Genomic DNA, 16793 nt, shown 5'->3' with positions numbered 1-16793 from the left:
GTCGCCTACTTCTCCAGCCGCGCCAGCAGCGAGGACGTGTCCCAACGCTTGCCGCCCATCGCCTGCACGTCCTTGTAGAACTGGTCGACAAGCGCGGTCACCGGCAGGCTGGCGCCATTGCGATCGGCCTCCGCCAGGCAGATGCCGAGATCCTTGCGCATCCAGTCGACGGCGAAACCGAAATCATATTTTCCGGCGTTCATCGTCTTGTGCCGGTTTTCCATCTGCCAGGAACCGGCCGCGCCCTTGGAAATCACCTCGATCACCTTCTCGATGTCGAGCCCGGCCTTCTTGCCGAAATGGATGCCTTCGGCCAAACCCTGCACGAGACCGGCAATGGTGATCTGGTTGATCATCTTGGTGAGCTGGCCGGCGCCCACCGGTCCCATCAGTCCAACCATGCGGGCATAGGCGTCGATGATCGGCCTGGCGCTGTCGAAAGCAGCCTGATCGCCGCCGACCATGACCGTCAGCACGCCGTTCTCGGCGCCGGCCTGGCCACCGGAGACCGGCGCGTCGAGGAAGGAAAACCCGCTCGACCGCGCGGCTTCCGCCAGTTCGCGCGCGACTTCCGCCGAGGCCGTGGTGTTGTCGATGAAGACCGAACCTTTCTTCATTGCCTTGAACGCGCCTTCGGGACCTGTCGTCACCGAGCGCAGATCGTCGTCATTGCCGACGCAGGAAAAGACGAAATCCTTGCCCTCGGCGGCTTGTGCAGGCGTCGCGGCAAGGCTGCCGCCATGTTTGGTGACCCACTGTTCGGCTTTCGCGCGGGTGCGGTTGTAGACGGTGACGTCGTGGCCGCCCTTGTTCTTCAGGTGCCCGGCCATGGGATAACCCATGACGCCAAGACCGAGAAATGCCACAGATGCCATGAGCTTGCCCTTCAGACTGAAAATGGAATTGTTGCGAAAGCTCTAGGCTCTGCGTTCAATTCGTCAAGACGCGCATGGTCCGATCGACTGGTACAGCCGAATCGAAAATGGATCAGCGTTTCAGATGGATGGTGATCCGCCGCTCGATCCATTCGATGCCATGGCGCAACAACTCGACCATGACAAGATACACCAGGGCAACCCAGATATAGGCCTGGATGTCGAAGGAGTTGGCGAAGGCGAGTTTTGCATTGCCCATCAGGTCGTAGACGGTGATAATAGCGACGATCGCCGACGCCTTGACCATCAGGATCAGCTCATTGCCGTAAGGCCGCAAGGCGACGATCAGCGCTTGCGGCAGGACGATCTTGCGAAGCGTCTGCAACTTGTGCAGGCCAAGCGAAGCAGCTCCTTCCCACTGGCCCCTCGGCACGCTCTCGATGGCGCCGCGCAGGATTTCCGCCTGGTAGGCGGCGGTGTTGAGCGAAAAGGCAAAGACGCCACAGTTGAAAGCATCCTTGAAAAAATCCCAGAGCCCGATCATCTGGAGCTCCGGCCGGAACGAGCCCAGCCCATAATAGACCAGGAATGTCTGGACCAGCAGCGGCGTGCCCCGGAAAAAGTAGACGTAGCAATAGGCAAGGCCGGACAGGATCCGGTTCCTGGACATACGCCCATAGGCAACAGGCACGGACAAAACAGCGCCAAGCACCATCGAAATGGCCACCAGCGACAGGGTGACGCCCAGCCCCCGCAGATAGGCCGGCGCATATTTGGCGAAGAAGGCGGCGTTCCAGGCAAAGAAGAGGTAGCTGACGATGCCAAGGCCAAAGGCTATCCACAGTCCAACCAGCGCATAGCCGACGATACGCTTGCGTGGCCAGCCGCGCACCTGCGGCGGCGGCCGTTCAACCATCGTGGCCGTGGCACTCATCGTTGCGCCTCCCGTTTGCCGAGCGAGCGCAAGATGGCGCTGGTGGCGAAAGACGACACGATGGCCAGACCGAGAAAGACCAAGGCCGCCACGCCATAAAACAGGAACGAATGTTTTGTCACGCGAGCGGCCACACCGGCGTTGCGCAACGTCTCCGCCAGACCGACGACCGACACCAGCGAGGTGTCCTTCAACAGGCTTAGCCAGCAATTTTCGAGACCGGGGAAGGCGATGCGCAGCAACTGCGGCAAGATCACCTTGCGCATTGTCTGCCCGTAGGAAAGTCCGATGGCGTAGCCACCCTCATATTGCCCCTTCGGGATGGCACGAAAGGCCGAAAGGAAAACCTCGCTGGCGTAGGATGAGAAGATCAGCGAGAGCACGATCATCCCGGCGACGAAGCTGTTGACGTCGATCGTCGCTTCGGGGCGGAAATAGCGGATGAGGTGCTGCAGCAGGATCGGCACGCCGAAGAAGAACAGGAAGAGCGTCACCAGTTCCGGCAGGCCACGGAAGACCGTGGTGTAGATATTGGCGGCAAGGCGAAGCGAGGGCTCTTCGGATTGCTTGCCCAGCGCAATGAAAAAGCCAATCGTCAAACCAATGGGCAGCGTCGCCAGCGCAAGCAGAACCGTTACTACGATGCCATACGCAATATCGTCACTCCAGCCATCAGGTCCCCAACTGAGAAGTGTCCATATGCTCTGGGCTGGCATCGACGGATCTTATCCCCACGGCGTTCCCAAGATGAATAGAAAGACGGCGGGGAGTTCCCCGCCGTCTTGAACCTGTCTATCAGGACTCGGCGCCGTAGACGTCGAACTTGAAGTACTTGTCGTTGATTTCCTTGTATTTTCCATTGGCGCGGATGGCGTCGATGGCTTCATTGAGCTTGTTGACCAGGTCGGTCTCGCCCTTGCGCACCGCAATGCCTGCGCCCGGTCCGAAGATCTCGACGGGTTGCGGCGACGGCTGGCCGAGGATCTTGCAGCAGGCGCCATCAGGCGAATCCAGCCATTGCTGCAGCACGACGATATCGTCCTCGATGGCGTCGAGACGACCATTGGCAAGATCCGCCTGCTCCTCGGGGCTGCTCGGATAGCCCTTCACGGTGCTGTCGGTGTAGGTCTTCGAGGCATAGTTGAAATGGGTGGTCGTGGTGGCGACACCGATGGTCTTGCCGGCGAGATCTTCCTTGGTCACACCCTTCAGCGTCGAGTCTTTCGGCACGGCGAGCGCCGAGGGTGTGTTGTAGTATTTGTGCGAGAAGTCGACCTTTTCCTTCCGCTCCGGCGTGATCGACATCGAGGCGACGATGGCGTCGAACTTGCCGGCCTGAAGTGCCGGGATGATGCCGTCCCAATCCTGAGCGACGAAGGTGCACTTGACCTTCATCTGGTCGCAAAGCGCCTGGGCGATGTCGATGTCGAAGCCGACGAGCTTGCCGTCAGACGTCAGGTTGTTGAACGGGGGGTAGGCGCCCTCGGTGCCGATCCTCAGGGTTTTCTCCTGGGCCTGGGCTACGCCGAGCGTCAGCAGCGCGGCCGAAGCGGCGAGCGCGATACGCAGTGCAATACGCATGATAGTCCTCTCTTTATGGTCCCGGCCGTCGTTCCGAAACGGCTCTGTGGGGCGGTGCTTTTGACCGCCCGCTGAGGGCGATACTCCCACTCTTTCCAAGAAAAAAGCAACTGCAAAACCACCAAGATCGGCAATCGCGTTCTGCCGTTACGTTAGTTCTCAGGCAACGAGGCCGGTCGTGCGCTCGATGAAGTCGGCTATCGATTTTACGTCGTCGAGGGCGAATACCGGCAGGTTCTTGTCCGCGATGGCGAAATCCGCGGCGACAGCGACAATATTGGGATCACTTACCGAAAGCGGCGTCCGGTCCTTTGCTTCCAGCCGCCTGGTTTCGATCTTGCGGTGGGATTCGCGCTTGTAGCCTTCGACCAGCACGATGTCGCACGGGGCGAGCCGCGAGAGGATGCCATCCAGCGGCGGCTCATCCTCGCCACGCAACTCGTGCATCAGTGCCCAGCGGTTGCCGGACACGATCGCAACCTCGGTGGCGCCGGCCTGCCGATGGCGGAAGCTGTCGGCGCCCGGCTTGTCGATGTCGAAATCATGATGGGCATGTTTGACCGTCGAGACCTTCCAGCCGCGCCGCACGAACTCGGCGACCAGCTTTTCGGTCAGTGTGGTCTTGCCGGAGTTTTTCCAGCCGGTGATGCCGAAGACGCGTCTGTTCATGGCGTCATGCTCTGCAACAGGCGCGCGGCCTGGGCAAGATCGTCGGGCACGTTGATGTTGAAGAAAGGGTCGGGCCCGGCGGATTGCGGGACCGGGAATTCCACCTCGACATGACCATGGCGCTCGATGAAGGCCGAAACCCGCCGGTTGTCCTCATCGACCAGGAACTGCCGCAGCGCATCACGGCATTCGACCGGCCACAGCGCGAAGGTCGGATGCCGCCGGCCGGCCGAAGAGGCCACGGCAATTGACCCAGGATTCTCGCTTGCCGCCGCTGCCAGGCGGTCGACGAGGTCGAGCGGCAGGAAAGGCGTATCGCCGGCGGCGGTGACAATCGCCTCGCAAGGCGTGCCGGCAACGGCCCATTCAAGACCGGTCAGGATGCCGGCCAACGGTCCGGCAAAGCCCGGGACCGTGTCGGCAAGCACGGGCAATCCGAAGCGGGAAAAGCGTTCCGGATCGCCATTGGCGCTCAGCGCCAGGGTCTCGATCTGCGGGCCGAAGCGCGACAGCACCTGGTCTAGCACGCAGCCGCCGCCGAGCGGCAACAGGCTCTTGTCGCCGCCGCCCATTCGTCTCGACTGGCCACCGGCCAGGATGATCCCGGCTACGTCTCGCTTCATGACACTCAGCCTGTAGGCCTGCCACCGAAAATCGCAAGCAACTTCCTGGATCCCGTCTTCCCAGATCCCCGGCTAGATCCCATCTAGATACCATCTGGCGCCATGGCCGGCCCGGTGCTTTCGGCGACGATCCTTCGCCGGCCGACCACCCGTTCGCGATAGAGCGTATAGAGACCAGAGCCGACGACTATTGTTGCGCCGACGATCATCGGCGCGTCCGGAAAATCGCCGAAGACGATCAAGCCGAGCAGTATGGACCAAAGGAGTGCGGTGTAGCGGAATGGCGCGACGAAGGAGATTTCGCCCGAGCGCATCGCCATGATGATGAACTGATAGCCGACGAGCACCAGCACCGCCGCCAGCGCCAGCAGCGCCGTGCTTTTGCCGCTCATCGGCGTCCAGCCGCCCATCGGCGCCAGCAACGCCGCGCCGACGACGGTCATCGCAAGGGCGGTGGCGGTCGAGACGAGCATGGTCGGGATGGCCTGAGGGATGCGCCTGGTGGCGAGATCGCGCACGGTGCAGCAGGCAACGCTGGCCAGCGCCCAAAGGGAATACAGGCTGAAACCGTCAAAGCCCGGCCGCACGATGATCATAACGCCGGCGAAACCGGCGGCGATCGCCAGCCAGCGGCGCCAGCCGACCGCTTCGCCGAAAAACAGCGCCGCACCCATCGTCACCGCCAGCGGCAGCGCCTGCAGAACGGCCGAGACACTGCCGATCGGCAGATGGGCCAGCGCCACGAGGAATGACACCGTGGCGCCGGCTTCGGCCAGGACGCGGATTGCCACCAAAGGCTGCAGCATCAGGCGCGGCTGGAAAAGCGCGCCACGCTGCCAGGCCAGCAGGCCGACGAAGAGCGAGGCAAACGCTCCCCTGATCAGCATGACCTGCGCCATGTTCATCGATTGCGACGAGTATTTGGTGATGGCGTCGTTGAGCGTGAAGCCAACCATCGCCACCATCATGAACAACGCGCCGCGAAGATTTGGAGAAAGAGGCAAGACATCTACCGGTTGCTTTGGCAAGCAAGCCTGTAACAGCCCGCCGCGAAACAGCAACGGCAAAGGGCTGTACCAGGGCCCGGTCGTCCATCGTCCTGGTGGGAAATCATGTCCGGATTCGTCGCGTATCTGCCGGAAAGCGAATTCGCATCCCGACAAGCCGTGCCGCCGCGATGGCTATTTCTTTGGCGTCAGGATCTCGGTGCCGTTGCCTTCCTTGCCGGCGATCGTCCACAGGCCATGCAGCGAGCCATCATCCTGAACCTTGTAGACGACGAGGCCGATGTCCTTGTCCATGACATAGCCGGCCGAAAAGGCATTGTCGTTGCGCATGCAGATACCGTCGGAAGAAGAGCCGCCCGTTTCCCAATGGATCGTGCAGGTGGTTCCGCTGGTCAGCGTGATGGTGGCTTCGCCGCCATAGGGCGATCCGTCGAAATTGGTGCCGGCAACGGTGTAGGTGCCGCCGATCGACTGGGCTGCCGCGGGCACGGCCGCAAGGCCGAGCAATGCGAGAGAAAGAATGAGTTTGCGCATGATGTGACCCCCTGTGAGCGACGATTCCGCCGAGCGAAAGCTAGGCCGGAACGTGCTGGCGGTAAATCCGACAACCGTTTGCGGATCAGACTTTTTCTGGGATGTGCTGGAGAATGCTCATGGCCCTTTGAGACTGACGGCGATCGCACCGACCAGCGGGTCGTATTTCGATCTCACAGCCGGCGGGTAATCGATCCACACCGTGCGGATGACGCTGTCCTTTCCGAACAAACGCCGCTCGTAGAAGATCTTGTCGTTCTTGAGCCCCGACAACACCGCCCAGTCCTTGCCGGTCTTGCTGTAGGTGATCTTGTAGCCTGGCTCCTTGCTCGCCTTCTCTTCGGCGACGAAGCCTTTCGGGGTTTCGTCATCGATGTTGTTGATGCCGGAGCAGGTCAGGCTGGCACCGTCCGCGCTCAGCCATACCTGTCCGTCGCCATTGTCCGGCTCAGGCTGGCGATCGTTGAAGATCTCATCCGGGAAGGTGCAGACCGTGCCGAAACGCTCGTTCACATAGGTGAAAGGCTCGGCAATCGCGGCGCTTGCCGAAATCGTCGCGAAAGACGTCACGATCGAAAAGAACCGCCTCATGCCTTACCCCGTAGTCCGAAGGCCACGAGGCAATCCTTGCACAAATCCGTGGGAAGGTCAGCCGCCGGTGACGCTCATATGCCGGGACACCGATGGGCGGCTGGTTCGGCGGTCGATGATGAAATCATGACCTTTGGGCTTGCGGCCGATGGCTTCGTCGATAGCGTCGGCGAGCAACTCATTGCCTTCGGACGCACGCAAGGGCGCACGCAGATCGGCAGCATCTTCCTGGCCGAGGCACATATAGAGCGTGCCGGTGCAGGTCAGCCGGACGCGGTTGCAGCTCTCGCAGAAATTGTGCGTCATCGGCGTGATGAAGCCGAGTTTTCCATCGGTCTCGGCGACATGAACGTAGCGCGCCGGGCCGCCGGTCTTGAAGGGGATGTCGGTCAAGGTGAACTGGCGCTCCAGCGAGGCACGCAGCAGCGACAGCGGCAGGTACTGGTCTGTGCGGTCGGCGTCGATCTCGCCCATCGGCATGGTTTCGATGACCGTCAGGTCCATGCCGCGACCATGCGCCCAGCGCATCATCTCGGGCAGTTCGGCGTCGTTGAAATCCTTCAGCGCCACCGCGTTGAGCTTGACCTTCAGCCCGGCCGCCTGCGCGGCGTCGATGCCGGCCATGACCTTGTCGAGATGGCCCCAGCGGGTGATTTTGTGGAACTTGTCGGCGTCGAGCGTATCGAGCGAAACATTGATGCGCTTGACGCCGCAATCGGCGAGTTCGGCGGCGAAGCGCGCAAGCTGCGAGCCGTTGGTCGTCAGCGTCAATTCTTCCAAAGCGCCGCTTTCGAGATGCCGCGACAGCTGGCGCACCAGATGCATGATGTTCTTGCGCACCAGCGGTTCACCGCCGGTGAGGCGCAGCCTTCTGACACCCTTTTCGATGAAGACGGTGCAGAGCCGGTCGAGTTCTTCCAGCGACAGCAGGTCCTTCTTGGGCAGGAAGGCCATGTCCTCGGCCATGCAATAGGTGCAACGGAAATCGCAGCGGTCGGTGACCGACACTCTGAGATAGCTGATCGTGCGACCGAAGGGGTCGATCATGTCCATGCTTCAAGCGCTTCCCGTAGCCATGAGTGGCATCGTTATATACCGCTATGTGATACGAAGCGGCCAGCCATTCAAGATAGAAGGTGTTGATCCCTGGTAACATCTCGAGGCCGACATTGCATGTCGGCTCATCTCAAACAGCCTTTTCCGACCTGGCGAAGCAGCGTAGGGAAGGGTGGATGACACCGGATCGAACAGAATGACCGCGCCAAAAGAACTCAGGGTCTCGAAGGACCGCAAGCAGCTCACCGTGACGTTTCCCGGTCACCAGCCTTTCGAGCTGCCGGCGGAGCTCTTGCGCGTGGCGTCGCCTTCGGCGGAGGTGCAGGGCCATTCGCCCGAACAGCGCGTGACGGTTCCCGGCAAGCGGAATGTGGCGATCCTGAAGATCGAGCCGATTGGCAATTATGCCGTGCGCATCACCTTCGACGATTTCCACGACACCGGCATCTTCACCTGGAACTACCTGCACACGCTCGGCCACGAGAAGGACGAGCGCTGGAATGCCTATCTCGCGGAATTGGCGGAGAAGGGCTTGAGCCGGGATCGCTGATTCCCCGCATGCTGGCGTCGTCAGGACGTCACATATCTGGAGTAGCGCCGGCAAAGGTTCGGAGGCGAAAACGATGTCCATCATCACCACGGTCGAGCAGCTCGAGGCGCTCTATGGAATTCCGGGCGAGGCCTCGTTGGTCAAGGAACTCGACCACCTCATCCCCGAATATGCCGCGTTCATCGAGGCCTCGCCCTTCGTCGCCCTGGCGACCAGCGGACCGGAGGGGCTCGACTGTTCGCCGCGCGGCGATCTCGCCGGCTTCGTCAGGATCGTCGATCCGCGAATGGTGATGATGCCGGACCGGCGTGGCAACAACCGCGCCGATTCGCTGAAGAACATCATCAGGGATCCGCGTGTTGGGCTGCTGTTCCTGGTGCCCGGTTCCGGCACCACGCTGCGCATCAACGGCCGGGCCCATATCACCACGGATGCAGCGCTTTGCGCGTCGTTCAGTGTCGACGGCAAGCCGGCACGCTCGGTGACCGTCATCGGTGTCGATTCGGTCTATTTCCAGTGCGCCCGCGCCATCGTGCGATCGGAACTGTGGAACCCGGCCAGGCATGTCGATCCGAAATCGCTGCCGACGCCCGGACAGATCCTGGAAATCACCAGCCGCAAGAACATCGACGGCGAGACCTACGACAAGGAATGGCCGGAGCGGGCGAAGAAGACGATGTGGTAGCCGGTGCACCTTGGGTGCTAGGCTTCCTTCAGCACTTCATAGATCTTGCGCATCTGGTCGCCGATCATGTCGCACTGTTCCGGCGTCGACTGGCTCATCGCCTTTTCGATCAGCGCCATGTGCACTTTCAGCGCCTGCATCAGCAGTGCCTCGCCGGCTTCGGTCAGAGCGAGCCGCAGGATGCGCCTGTCCTTCTCGTCGGTCTCGCGACGCAGCAGGCCGCGTGCCTCCAGCTGCGGCAGCAGCATGGTGATGTTGGAGCGGCCGACGAGCAGCTTGCGGGCAAGGTCGTGCTGCGACATGCCGGGGTGGCGGTAGAGGTTCATCAGCACGTCGAGCTGTGCCGGCTTGAGATCGAGCGGCGCGAGCTTCACCGCCAGCGTACGCTCCAGCACATGGCAGGCGCGCGCCACCGCGACCCAGTTGCGAAAACGCGGGTTGTCCCAGGGTAGCTCTTGTCTATTGTTCATCTTTGAACTATTATGTTCATGCTTGAACGTATGGATGGATTCTCACTATGGCATCATTCGGGCTGAAGGTCATCCGAGGTGTGTTTGGTGCGGCCGAACATATCGCGCCACGCATCACCGGGCGCGCGGCCTTTGAACTGTTCTGCCGCACGCCGAGCGCCAAGGCGCTGACCGACGGCGAGCGCCGCGCCATCGGCCGCGCCGCCGAGTTCATGACAGAAGCGCGCCATCATCGGCTGAAGACCGCGACCGGCTGCGTCATGGTGCACGAATTCCGGCCGGAGCCGGGCAGGGCGGCCGCCGGCACCGTGCTCGTCGTTCATGGCTGGCGTTCGCGCACCGAATATATGCGCGCGTTGATCGAAGGCTATCGCGCGGCCGGCTACAGGGTCGTTTCGCTTGACCTGCCAGGGCATGGCCAGTCGCAGGGCAGGCACCTGAACATGGTCAACGCCGTTGAAGCGGTGCGCGTCGCCGGCGAATGGTTCGGTCCGTTCGCGGCGGCGATCGGCCATTCCTTCGGCGGCGCCGTTGCGGCCAACGCCATCGCCGGTTCGGTCAAGAACGTCCCGCCACTGGCGGCCGGACGTCTGGTGCTGATCGCGGCGCCAAGCTCGCTGCCGGCGATCTTCGCCGACTTCAGCCGCATGCTCAATGTCGGGCCGCGCTCACAGGTCGCGATGGCGGACCGTGTCCAACACCTTTCCGGCCGGCCGCTGCACGAATTCACCGGCGACCGCCAGCTCGCCCAGGCGCCCGTGCCGACACTTGTCATCCACGCGCCTGACGACCGCGAGGTACCGGCCGATCATGCCAGGCGCTATGCCGGCGCCGGTGATCACGTGCGACTGCATTGGGCCGACGGGCTCGGCCACCGGCGCATTCTCGCCGACAAGGGCGTGGTCGAACGCGCCGTCGCCTTCGTGGCCCGGGAGCCGTCGCTGCTGCATTGAGCGACGTCGAGATTATTTCTTCTTGTCGCCGGGCTCGACCGGCAATCCGGCCGCCTTCCAGGCGGTGTAGCCACCAAGGATGTGCTTGACCGGCGAAAGCCCCATGTCCTGCGCCGTCTTGGTGGCCAGCGCCGAACGCCAGCCGCCGGCACAGAAGAAGACGAAGCTCTTTTCCGAGGCAAAGAACGGCTTGTGGTAGGGGCTTTCGGGATCGATCCAGAATTCCAGCATGCCACGGGTGACATGCTTGGCGCCGGGAATCCTGCCGTCGCGCTCGATCTCGCGCGGATCGCGCAGATCGACGAAGATGGTGCCTTCATCCTCGAGCAGTCCGGCGGCTTCCTCCGGCGAAACCACTTCGATCTCGGCATTCGCCTCATCCAGCAGTTCGCGATAACCCTTCTTCACAGGCTTTCCTCCCGATCGCGCATCTGGCTGCTGTTTGGATTTCCAGCACAATGGCTGGCGTTTGTCACGTCTTGTCGGCGCCGGCCATCGTCCGCCACGCGGCCATCGCCCGGCGACCGTCGCCATCAGTGCGGCACGAAGCACCGTCGCGCGCCGGCGCAGCGCTGACCATCGACGACGGAGGCGCCAACGCCTGATTCCAGGGCGTTGCCCGGGCTGGAGCGAACACCCTCGCTCCAGCCGTCACGATGTTGTGAAACTGTTCTGCAACAGGCTTCCGGAAATTTATGAAAGCTTAACGAAATCGGTATGAATCGGTATAGTCGCGCCTTACATCCGCCATGCGGTGAGCGGGACGGTTTACGTGCGGAACGGGAACCGGTTGCGGCCGGAGCGGGTGATCCATGAAATTCCTCGGTAAAAAAACAACCGTGGTGTCGCTGATGGCGATTACGGCGACACTTGCTTTCGGCACGCCTCAGGCAGGCGCTCAAGGGCTCTTCGACATGCTGTTCGGCGGCGGCGTCAAGCACTCGCCAAAAGGCGATTTTCCGCCTCCTCCGCCAAACAAACCCAAGCCGAAAGTTTCGGCTGGCGGCGGTGATGGCGTGAGGATCAGCAGCCCCTCCTACTATACATACAAGGCCGACAGGCTGGTGCGCGTCGACTTCTCGGCGCTGGCCGCCGCGCCGCAGCCGGCGACGCCGCAAGACGCCGCTTTCGTGCCATCGGCCACGGTCGCTGCTTTCCACGAGGCCATTGCAGGGCTTTCCGATTATGAGCTCTACGCCGAGCCGGACATCGCCAAGGCGCTGATCGCCTACTACTCGGCCAACCCTGATTTCATCTGGGTGGGCGGATCAACCCCGAACAGCCGTGCGCAGGATGCGGTGCGGGTGCTGGGCGAGGCCGCGAGCTATGGCCTGACGCCCGCCGACTACACGGTCGAGGTGCCCGCGGCCAGCGCCTCGACGGCCGACGAGGCGGCACGGCTGAAGGAACTCGTACGCTTCGAGATGGCGCTGTCGGCACGTGTGCTGCGCTACGCCCATGACGCCCAGAGCGGCCGAATCGAACCCAACCGCATGACCGGCTATTATGATTTCCCGGCCAAGCCGCTCGACCTCGTCGGTGTGCTGAAAACCTTGGCGCATACACAGGAAGTGCGGACCTATCTCGAATCGCGTCATCCGCAGAACCCCGAATACCAGGCGTTGCGCGTCGAGCTGGAATCCTTGCAGGCCAGCGCCGAAAACGAGATCGTCGTCGATCCCAAGCTGCTGCTGAAGCCGGGCGACACCAGCCCCGAACTCCCAAAACTGCTGACGCTGATCGCGCGCAATCTCGATGACGAGATGGGCGGCGCCTATGGCGAGATGCTGTCGCGGCTGGCAACGAGCGAAGTCTACGTTCCCGAGCTGATACCGCTGATCAAGGCGGTGCAGCAGAAGGAAGGCATGAAGGGTGACGGCGTGATCGGACCGCGCACGGTCGCCTTGCTGGCCGGGACGTCGAAGGCCGACAGGCTGCTCAAGGTGCAAGTGGCGCTGGAAGAACTGCGCTGGCTGCCTTCCGACCTTGGCAGTCCGCGCGTTTTCATCAACCAGCCGGCATTCACCGCCAGCTATATCGACGACGGCCAGGAAAAGCTGAAGACGCGCGCCGTGATCGGCCGGACCACCAACCAGACCGCTTTCTTCTACGACCAGATCAAGCAGGTCGATTTTCACCCCTATTGGGGCGTGCCGCAGTCGATCATCGTCAACGAAATGCTGCCCAGGCTGCGCAACGATCCCGGCTATCTCGACCGTGCCGGCTATGAGGTGACCGATTCGCGCGGCAAGCGCATCCCGTCGTCGGCGGTCAACTGGGGCGCTTATGGCTCCAACATTCCCTACAGCGTGCGCCAGCAGCCGAGCGAAGCCAATGCGTTGGGCGAACTGAAGATCCTGTTCCCCAACAAGCACGCGATCTACATGCACGACACGCCGCAGAAATCGTTCTTCAAGCAGGATATGCGCGCGCTCAGCCATGGCTGCGTGCGGCTGCAGGATCCGCGCGGCATGGCCGCCGCCGTGCTCGACACCTCGGTCGACTATATCGCCGAGAAGTTGAAGCATGGGCATTCGACGCAGGATGTGACCCGCAAGATTCCCGTCTATGTCGCCTATTTCACCGCCTGGCCCGACATGTCCGGCAAGGTCGAATATTTCGGCGATGTCTACGATCGCGATTCGCGGCTGAAGCAGGCCATGGACGCGACCGAAGCGGTGCGCTCGCCGTCGAGCTGATCATAGTCAACCTGCCGACAGGGGCCGCCGGAACCCGGCCTCGCGGCCGGCGATCAGCCAATAGACAAGTCCGGCGAACAGGCCGGCCGCTGCGATGATGCCGATGTCGGCCCAGCGTTCGGGATCCATGTCCTCCGTTGTGCCCGGCCAGATCAGGAAGAAGCCGCCGGCAGCGGCGGCGGCGCCGAAGAACATGTGCAGCAGGAAGTTGCGCAGCGAGAAGAACTCGGCAATCAGCGCGAAGATGAGCGTCTGCAAGCCGGTCACCACGATGGTCAGGAAATAGACGAACATGCCGAGCGGCGGCACCACCAGGACCGCGATCGGGGTGACGCCCATGACGTCGAAATATTGGGGCGCGTCGGGCAGGGAACTGAGCACGCCGTAAATCGCCGCCACGGCGACCAAGCCGACCAGCACGGCGACCAGGTAACCGGCAAGCATCATCAGGATGCGCTTCAATACGTGCTTCGCCGTCGCCATGCCCATTCCCCAATGCGGCGCCGATGCAGTCAGCCATCAAAGGCGAGCCAACGCAAGGGGAGCCGAAAAGCCGTGTAGTAATGGCCACGCGTTGCAGGCTGCTCAGGCGCCGCCGCACAAATGGTGCGCCGACAACTGCCGGCGCACGACCAGCCGAACGACAGGTGCTTGCGAGGAGCCTTATTTCGGCTCGGCGGTCACCGGGTCATAGGTGATTTCGACCTTCGCCTTGTCCGCCGTGTAGTAGGTGACGGTGTAGGCGCCATCATCCCAGTCGACTTCCTTCACATAGCGGAAGCCGTCGCGTTGCTCGACCTTGGCGAGGATGTCCGACAGCTTCTTGGCGTTAGGCGGCGGCAGTGGCATATCGTCCGCGGCAAAAGCTGGTCCGGTAGCGAGAAGGACGGCAACGCTTGTCGACATGAGAAATCTGGACATGGTTTTCCCTCAAGGTTCAACAAAGGAAAACTCGCTGGTGGGTTGATTTGTTCCAGAAGGGTAAAATAGGGGGCTGGCCACGTTGCGCAGGCTGAAACTCGCCGAACCGTTGCCAACGCCAAAAAGATAAGACCGAAAACGTCTGGGAAAGAATGGTGGGCGATGCAGGGATTGAACCTGCGACCCCACCCGTGTGAAGGGTGTGCTCTCCCGCTGAGCTAATCGCCCGCTCGTTGCCCGAAGGCCAAGCGAGCCGCGATATAAGGGAGGCAGGCTGGGGAAGTCAAGGCGGTGTCCGGCGTTCTGATACGGATCGGATTTGCCGCCTGTCGGGAGCCTGTCGCCGGCTTGGCACCGAGCGCTTTCCGTCAGTGTCCCGCGGCGGCGATCAGCCTTTGCGCCAGATCGAGCGTCAGCGCGTCGAAATGCGAGATCACGGCCGAGGGCTCGAACTCGCGCACATGCCGGTCGGTATAGCCGAAATCCACCGCGACGACTGGAATACCGGCTGCCTTGGCGGTGTCGATGTCGGTTTGCGAATCGCCGACCATCAGGGCGCGGTGCGGATCGCCGCCGGCGAGCTTGATGGTTTCGGTCAGGTGACGCGGGTCGGGCTTGCGGAACGCGAACGTGTCCTGGCCGGCGATGGCCGCGAAATGCCTGGTCAGGCCGAGCGCTTCGATCAGCGCCAGCGAGTTGGCCTCGTACTTGTTGGTGCAGATGGCCAGCAGATAGCCTGCCTTCTCGAAACGCGCGATCGCCTCGACGACACCGGGGTAGGGGCGGGATTTGCCGGGAATGTTGTCGGTGTAGTGGTCCAGGAACAGCTTCAGCAGCCGGTCGTGCTCGGCGACCTCGAGCGATCGCTGCTGGGCGGCGTGCGCCCGCTCGATCATCACGCGGCCGCCATGGCCGACGAAGCGCCTGAAGCCAGCTTCGTCGACGGCCGCGAGCTCGCTTGCCGCCAGGCTGTGGTTGAGGCTGTCGAGCAGGTCCGGCGCCGTATCAATCAGCGTTCCGTCGAGGTCGAACACGATGATCGGGCGACTCATGATCCATCCTGCGCAGGTTTGTGCATCGGCAGGCGATAGCGGCTGCGGCGCGCCAAGGCAAGCAGACGGGTGGACAGGCTGCCAAAGGCTTTGACCACGGTCAAAAGCTTTGACCCCGGCGGCAAAAATGCTACGAGCCCAAAACACCAAGATTTCTGGGCAATAAGCGGCATGGATGCAAGACAGTTGAAGGTCGAGGCCGCGCGGGCGGCGCTTGCCCATGTCACGGATGGCATGCGGCTCGGCATCGGCACCGGCACCACGGCGGAAGAGTTCGTGCGGCTGCTTGCCGACAAGGTCGCGACCGGCATGACCGTGATCGGCGTGCCGACTTCGGAACGCACGGCCGCGCTGTGTCGCGAACTTGGCGTGCCTCTGTCGACACTGGAGGAGACGCCGGAGCTCGATCTCACGGTCGACGGCGCCGACGAGGTCGATCCGGAACTGACCTTGATCAAGGGCGGCGGCGGCGCGCTGCTGCGCGAGAAGATCGTCGCCGCGGCCTCGCAGCGCATGATCGTCATTGCCGACCGGTCGAAGATGGTCGAGACACTCGGCCGGTTTCCGCTGCCGATCGAAGTCAACCAGTTCGGCCTGCGCGCCACCGAGATCGCGGTGTCGGCAGCGGCTGAAAACCTCGGCCTTTCCGGTCCGGTTACATTGAGGATGACGGGAGGCCAGGCTTTTGTTACAGACGGCGGCCATTTTATCCTCGATGCATCTTTTGGCCGCATTCCGGATACAAGAGCGCTTTCGAATGCTCTCCACGCCATTCCGGGCGTGGTCGAGCATGGTCTTTTCATCGGGCTGGCGTCAGCGGCCATCATCGCCGGCGGCGACGGTATCCAAACCGTCCATGCCGCCCGAAAACCAGGGAGTTCTACCGACCATGATGTTGCATAACCGGGTTCGCACCATTTGCGCCGTTCTGGCGGCTTCGGCCGTCATCGCCTTCTCCTCGCCGGCGTTTTCACAGGATGTCACGGAATCGCACCTGAAGGCTGCCCGGGCGGCGGTCGCGGCGATCCATGCAACCGACCCGTTCGACAACATCCTGCCGCAGGCGGCGGCCGCGCTCGAATCGCAGCTCATCCAGAAGAACCCGGACATGCAGGAACTGATCGGCAAGACGATCAACGAGAAGGCGCTGGCCATGGCCTCGCGCCGGGCGGATCTCGAGAAGGAAGCAGCCCTTGCCTACGCGAAGGTGTTTTCCGAAAAAGATCTCAACGACATCGCGGCCTTCTATACCTCCGAGGCAGGCAAGAAGCTGCTCGACAGCGGCCCAACCGTGACGCGTGATTTGGTCAAGGCGGCCGACATCTGGCAGAACGGCGTTGCCCGCGATCTCGCACAGCAGGTCGGCGAAACGCTGGCCGCGGCGGCCAAGGCGAAGGCGCCGGCGGCNCCCGCCGATGCTGCCGCTCCCGCGGACGGAGCAGCCCCGGCCGATGGCGCGGCCCCCGCGGACAATTCGGCAAACTGATCCAGCAAACGGCCTTGCGGCCATTCATGAAGCCCGGCTTGTCCGGGCTTTTCTTTTGACGGTTTGCAGCCTACCTGTGACGGGATTTCCGAAGCTCATTTCCTGAA

Annotated in this window: 22 protein-coding genes and 1 tRNA gene; 7 read left to right on the top strand and 16 right to left on the bottom strand. The window is 62.5% G+C overall.

What is annotated here, in order from left to right:
• Positions 1–5: 5 nt before the first annotated feature.
• The 10 genes from X741_RS156435 to moaA all read right to left on the bottom strand — a co-directional run bounded on the left by X741_RS156435 (position 6) and on the right by moaA (position 7867).
• The gene (locus tag X741_RS156435) at positions 6–875 is read right to left on the bottom strand and encodes an NAD(P)-dependent oxidoreductase (protein WP_023777329.1); all 870 of its coding nucleotides are present in this window, start codon (positions 873–875) and stop codon (positions 6–8) included.
• 112 nt (positions 876–987) lie between these two features.
• A complete protein-coding gene (locus X741_RS156440) occupies positions 988–1809 on the bottom strand; it encodes an ABC transporter permease (protein WP_023777328.1) in 822 nt (273 codons plus the stop codon).
• The gene (locus X741_RS156445; protein ID WP_023767677.1) at positions 1806–2525 is read right to left on the bottom strand and encodes an ABC transporter permease; all 720 of its coding nucleotides are present in this window, start codon (positions 2523–2525) and stop codon (positions 1806–1808) included. Before X741_RS156445 ends, X741_RS156440 begins: the two co-directional genes overlap by 4 nt.
• 79 nt (positions 2526–2604) lie before the next feature.
• Positions 2605–3390, bottom strand: coding sequence for an ABC transporter substrate-binding protein (locus tag X741_RS156450; RefSeq protein ID WP_023777327.1), 786 nt, complete (start codon positions 3388–3390; stop codon positions 2605–2607).
• Between the two features lie 159 nt (positions 3391–3549).
• Positions 3550–4059 carry a molybdopterin-guanine dinucleotide biosynthesis protein B gene (mobB, locus tag X741_RS156455; RefSeq protein WP_023777326.1) on the bottom strand — a complete coding sequence of 170 codons (510 nt, stop codon included), beginning with the start codon at positions 4057–4059 and terminating at the stop codon, positions 3550–3552.
• Complete coding sequence (gene mobA, locus X741_RS156460; protein WP_023777325.1) at positions 4056–4682, bottom strand: molybdenum cofactor guanylyltransferase MobA; 627 nt, start codon at positions 4680–4682, stop codon at positions 4056–4058. The genes mobB and mobA overlap by 4 nt, the downstream gene beginning before the upstream one ends.
• 83 nt (positions 4683–4765) lie before the next feature.
• Entirely contained in the window at positions 4766–5686 is a 921-nt protein-coding gene (locus tag X741_RS156465; protein WP_023767680.1) for a DMT family transporter, read from the bottom strand.
• A gap of 177 nt (positions 5687–5863) precedes the next feature.
• On the bottom strand, positions 5864–6223 hold the full coding sequence (locus X741_RS156470; protein ID WP_013895561.1) for a hypothetical protein: 360 nt from the start codon (positions 6221–6223) through the stop codon (positions 5864–5866).
• Positions 6224–6340: 117 nt separating this feature from the next.
• Positions 6341–6814, bottom strand: coding sequence for a hypothetical protein (locus X741_RS156475; protein ID WP_023777324.1), 474 nt, complete (start codon positions 6812–6814; stop codon positions 6341–6343).
• A 57-nt stretch (positions 6815–6871) separates the two neighbouring features.
• Positions 6872–7867, bottom strand: a complete 996-nt coding sequence (gene moaA, locus X741_RS156480; protein ID WP_023777323.1) for a GTP 3',8-cyclase MoaA — start codon at positions 7865–7867, stop codon at positions 6872–6874.
• A 199-nt stretch (positions 7868–8066) separates the two neighbouring features.
• Between moaA and X741_RS156485 the strand changes: the two genes are divergently transcribed.
• Together X741_RS156485 and X741_RS156490 are read left to right on the top strand one after the other, a co-directional pair.
• On the top strand, positions 8067–8420 hold the full coding sequence (locus tag X741_RS156485) for a DUF971 domain-containing protein (RefSeq protein WP_023777322.1): 354 nt from the start codon (positions 8067–8069) through the stop codon (positions 8418–8420).
• Positions 8421–8493: 73 nt separating this feature from the next.
• Positions 8494–9105 carry a pyridoxamine 5'-phosphate oxidase family protein gene (locus X741_RS156490; RefSeq protein ID WP_023777321.1) on the top strand — a complete coding sequence of 204 codons (612 nt, stop codon included), beginning with the start codon at positions 8494–8496 and terminating at the stop codon, positions 9103–9105.
• A gap of 17 nt (positions 9106–9122) precedes the next feature.
• Here X741_RS156490 and X741_RS156495 read toward each other — a convergent pair whose 3' ends face one another.
• Positions 9123–9575, bottom strand: a complete 453-nt coding sequence (locus tag X741_RS156495; RefSeq protein WP_013895566.1) for a MarR family transcriptional regulator — start codon at positions 9573–9575, stop codon at positions 9123–9125.
• A gap of 47 nt (positions 9576–9622) precedes the next feature.
• On the opposite strand from X741_RS156495, the gene X741_RS156500 reads away from it, so the two are divergent.
• A complete protein-coding gene (locus X741_RS156500) occupies positions 9623–10528 on the top strand; it encodes an alpha/beta fold hydrolase (protein ID WP_023777320.1) in 906 nt (301 codons plus the stop codon).
• A gap of 12 nt (positions 10529–10540) precedes the next feature.
• Here X741_RS156500 and X741_RS156505 read toward each other — a convergent pair whose 3' ends face one another.
• Positions 10541–10936: a rhodanese-like domain-containing protein gene (locus X741_RS156505; RefSeq protein ID WP_013895568.1), complete on the bottom strand. Its 396-nt coding sequence runs from the start codon at positions 10934–10936 to the stop codon at positions 10541–10543.
• A gap of 50 nt (positions 10937–10986) precedes the next feature.
• Between X741_RS156505 and X741_RS1000000169680 the strand changes: the two genes are divergently transcribed.
• Positions 10987–11133, top strand: a complete 147-nt coding sequence (locus X741_RS1000000169680) for a hypothetical protein (protein ID WP_156937868.1) — start codon at positions 10987–10989, stop codon at positions 11131–11133.
• Between the two features lie 207 nt (positions 11134–11340).
• Positions 11341–13227: a murein L,D-transpeptidase gene (locus tag X741_RS156510; RefSeq protein ID WP_023777318.1), complete on the top strand. Its 1887-nt coding sequence runs from the start codon at positions 11341–11343 to the stop codon at positions 13225–13227.
• Positions 13228–13233: 6 nt separating this feature from the next.
• On the opposite strand, the gene X741_RS156515 is transcribed toward X741_RS156510, so the two are convergent.
• From X741_RS156515 to X741_RS156530, 4 genes are all read right to left on the bottom strand, one after another.
• The gene (locus X741_RS156515) at positions 13234–13716 is read right to left on the bottom strand and encodes a hypothetical protein (RefSeq protein ID WP_031249940.1); all 483 of its coding nucleotides are present in this window, start codon (positions 13714–13716) and stop codon (positions 13234–13236) included.
• 174 nt (positions 13717–13890) lie between these two features.
• Complete coding sequence (locus X741_RS156520; RefSeq protein WP_023777316.1) at positions 13891–14148, bottom strand: PepSY domain-containing protein; 258 nt, start codon at positions 14146–14148, stop codon at positions 13891–13893.
• A gap of 153 nt (positions 14149–14301) precedes the next feature.
• Positions 14302–14376: transfer RNA gene (locus tag X741_RS156525), tRNA-Val, on the bottom strand.
• Between the two features lie 140 nt (positions 14377–14516).
• A complete protein-coding gene (locus tag X741_RS156530) occupies positions 14517–15200 on the bottom strand; it encodes a phosphoglycolate phosphatase (RefSeq protein ID WP_023777315.1) in 684 nt (227 codons plus the stop codon).
• A 171-nt stretch (positions 15201–15371) separates the two neighbouring features.
• Here X741_RS156530 and rpiA point away from each other — a divergent pair, with 171 nt between their 5' ends.
• Positions 15372–16103: a ribose-5-phosphate isomerase RpiA gene (rpiA, locus tag X741_RS156535; protein ID WP_023777313.1), complete on the top strand. Its 732-nt coding sequence runs from the start codon at positions 15372–15374 to the stop codon at positions 16101–16103.
• Positions 16090–16686 (top strand): DUF2059 domain-containing protein, encoded by a 597-nt coding sequence (locus tag X741_RS156540; RefSeq protein ID WP_023777312.1) that lies wholly within the window; start codon positions 16090–16092, stop codon positions 16684–16686. The genes rpiA and X741_RS156540 overlap by 14 nt, the downstream gene beginning before the upstream one ends.
• Positions 16687–16793 lie beyond the last annotated feature (107 nt).

The organism is Mesorhizobium sp. LNHC221B00, from assembly GCF_000502935.1.
In the GTDB taxonomy this organism is placed as follows: Bacteria; Pseudomonadota; Alphaproteobacteria; order Rhizobiales; family Rhizobiaceae; genus Mesorhizobium; species Mesorhizobium opportunistum.
The sequence above is the reverse complement of the archived record's forward strand: the minus strand, read 5'-3'. Positions and strand labels throughout refer to the sequence as shown.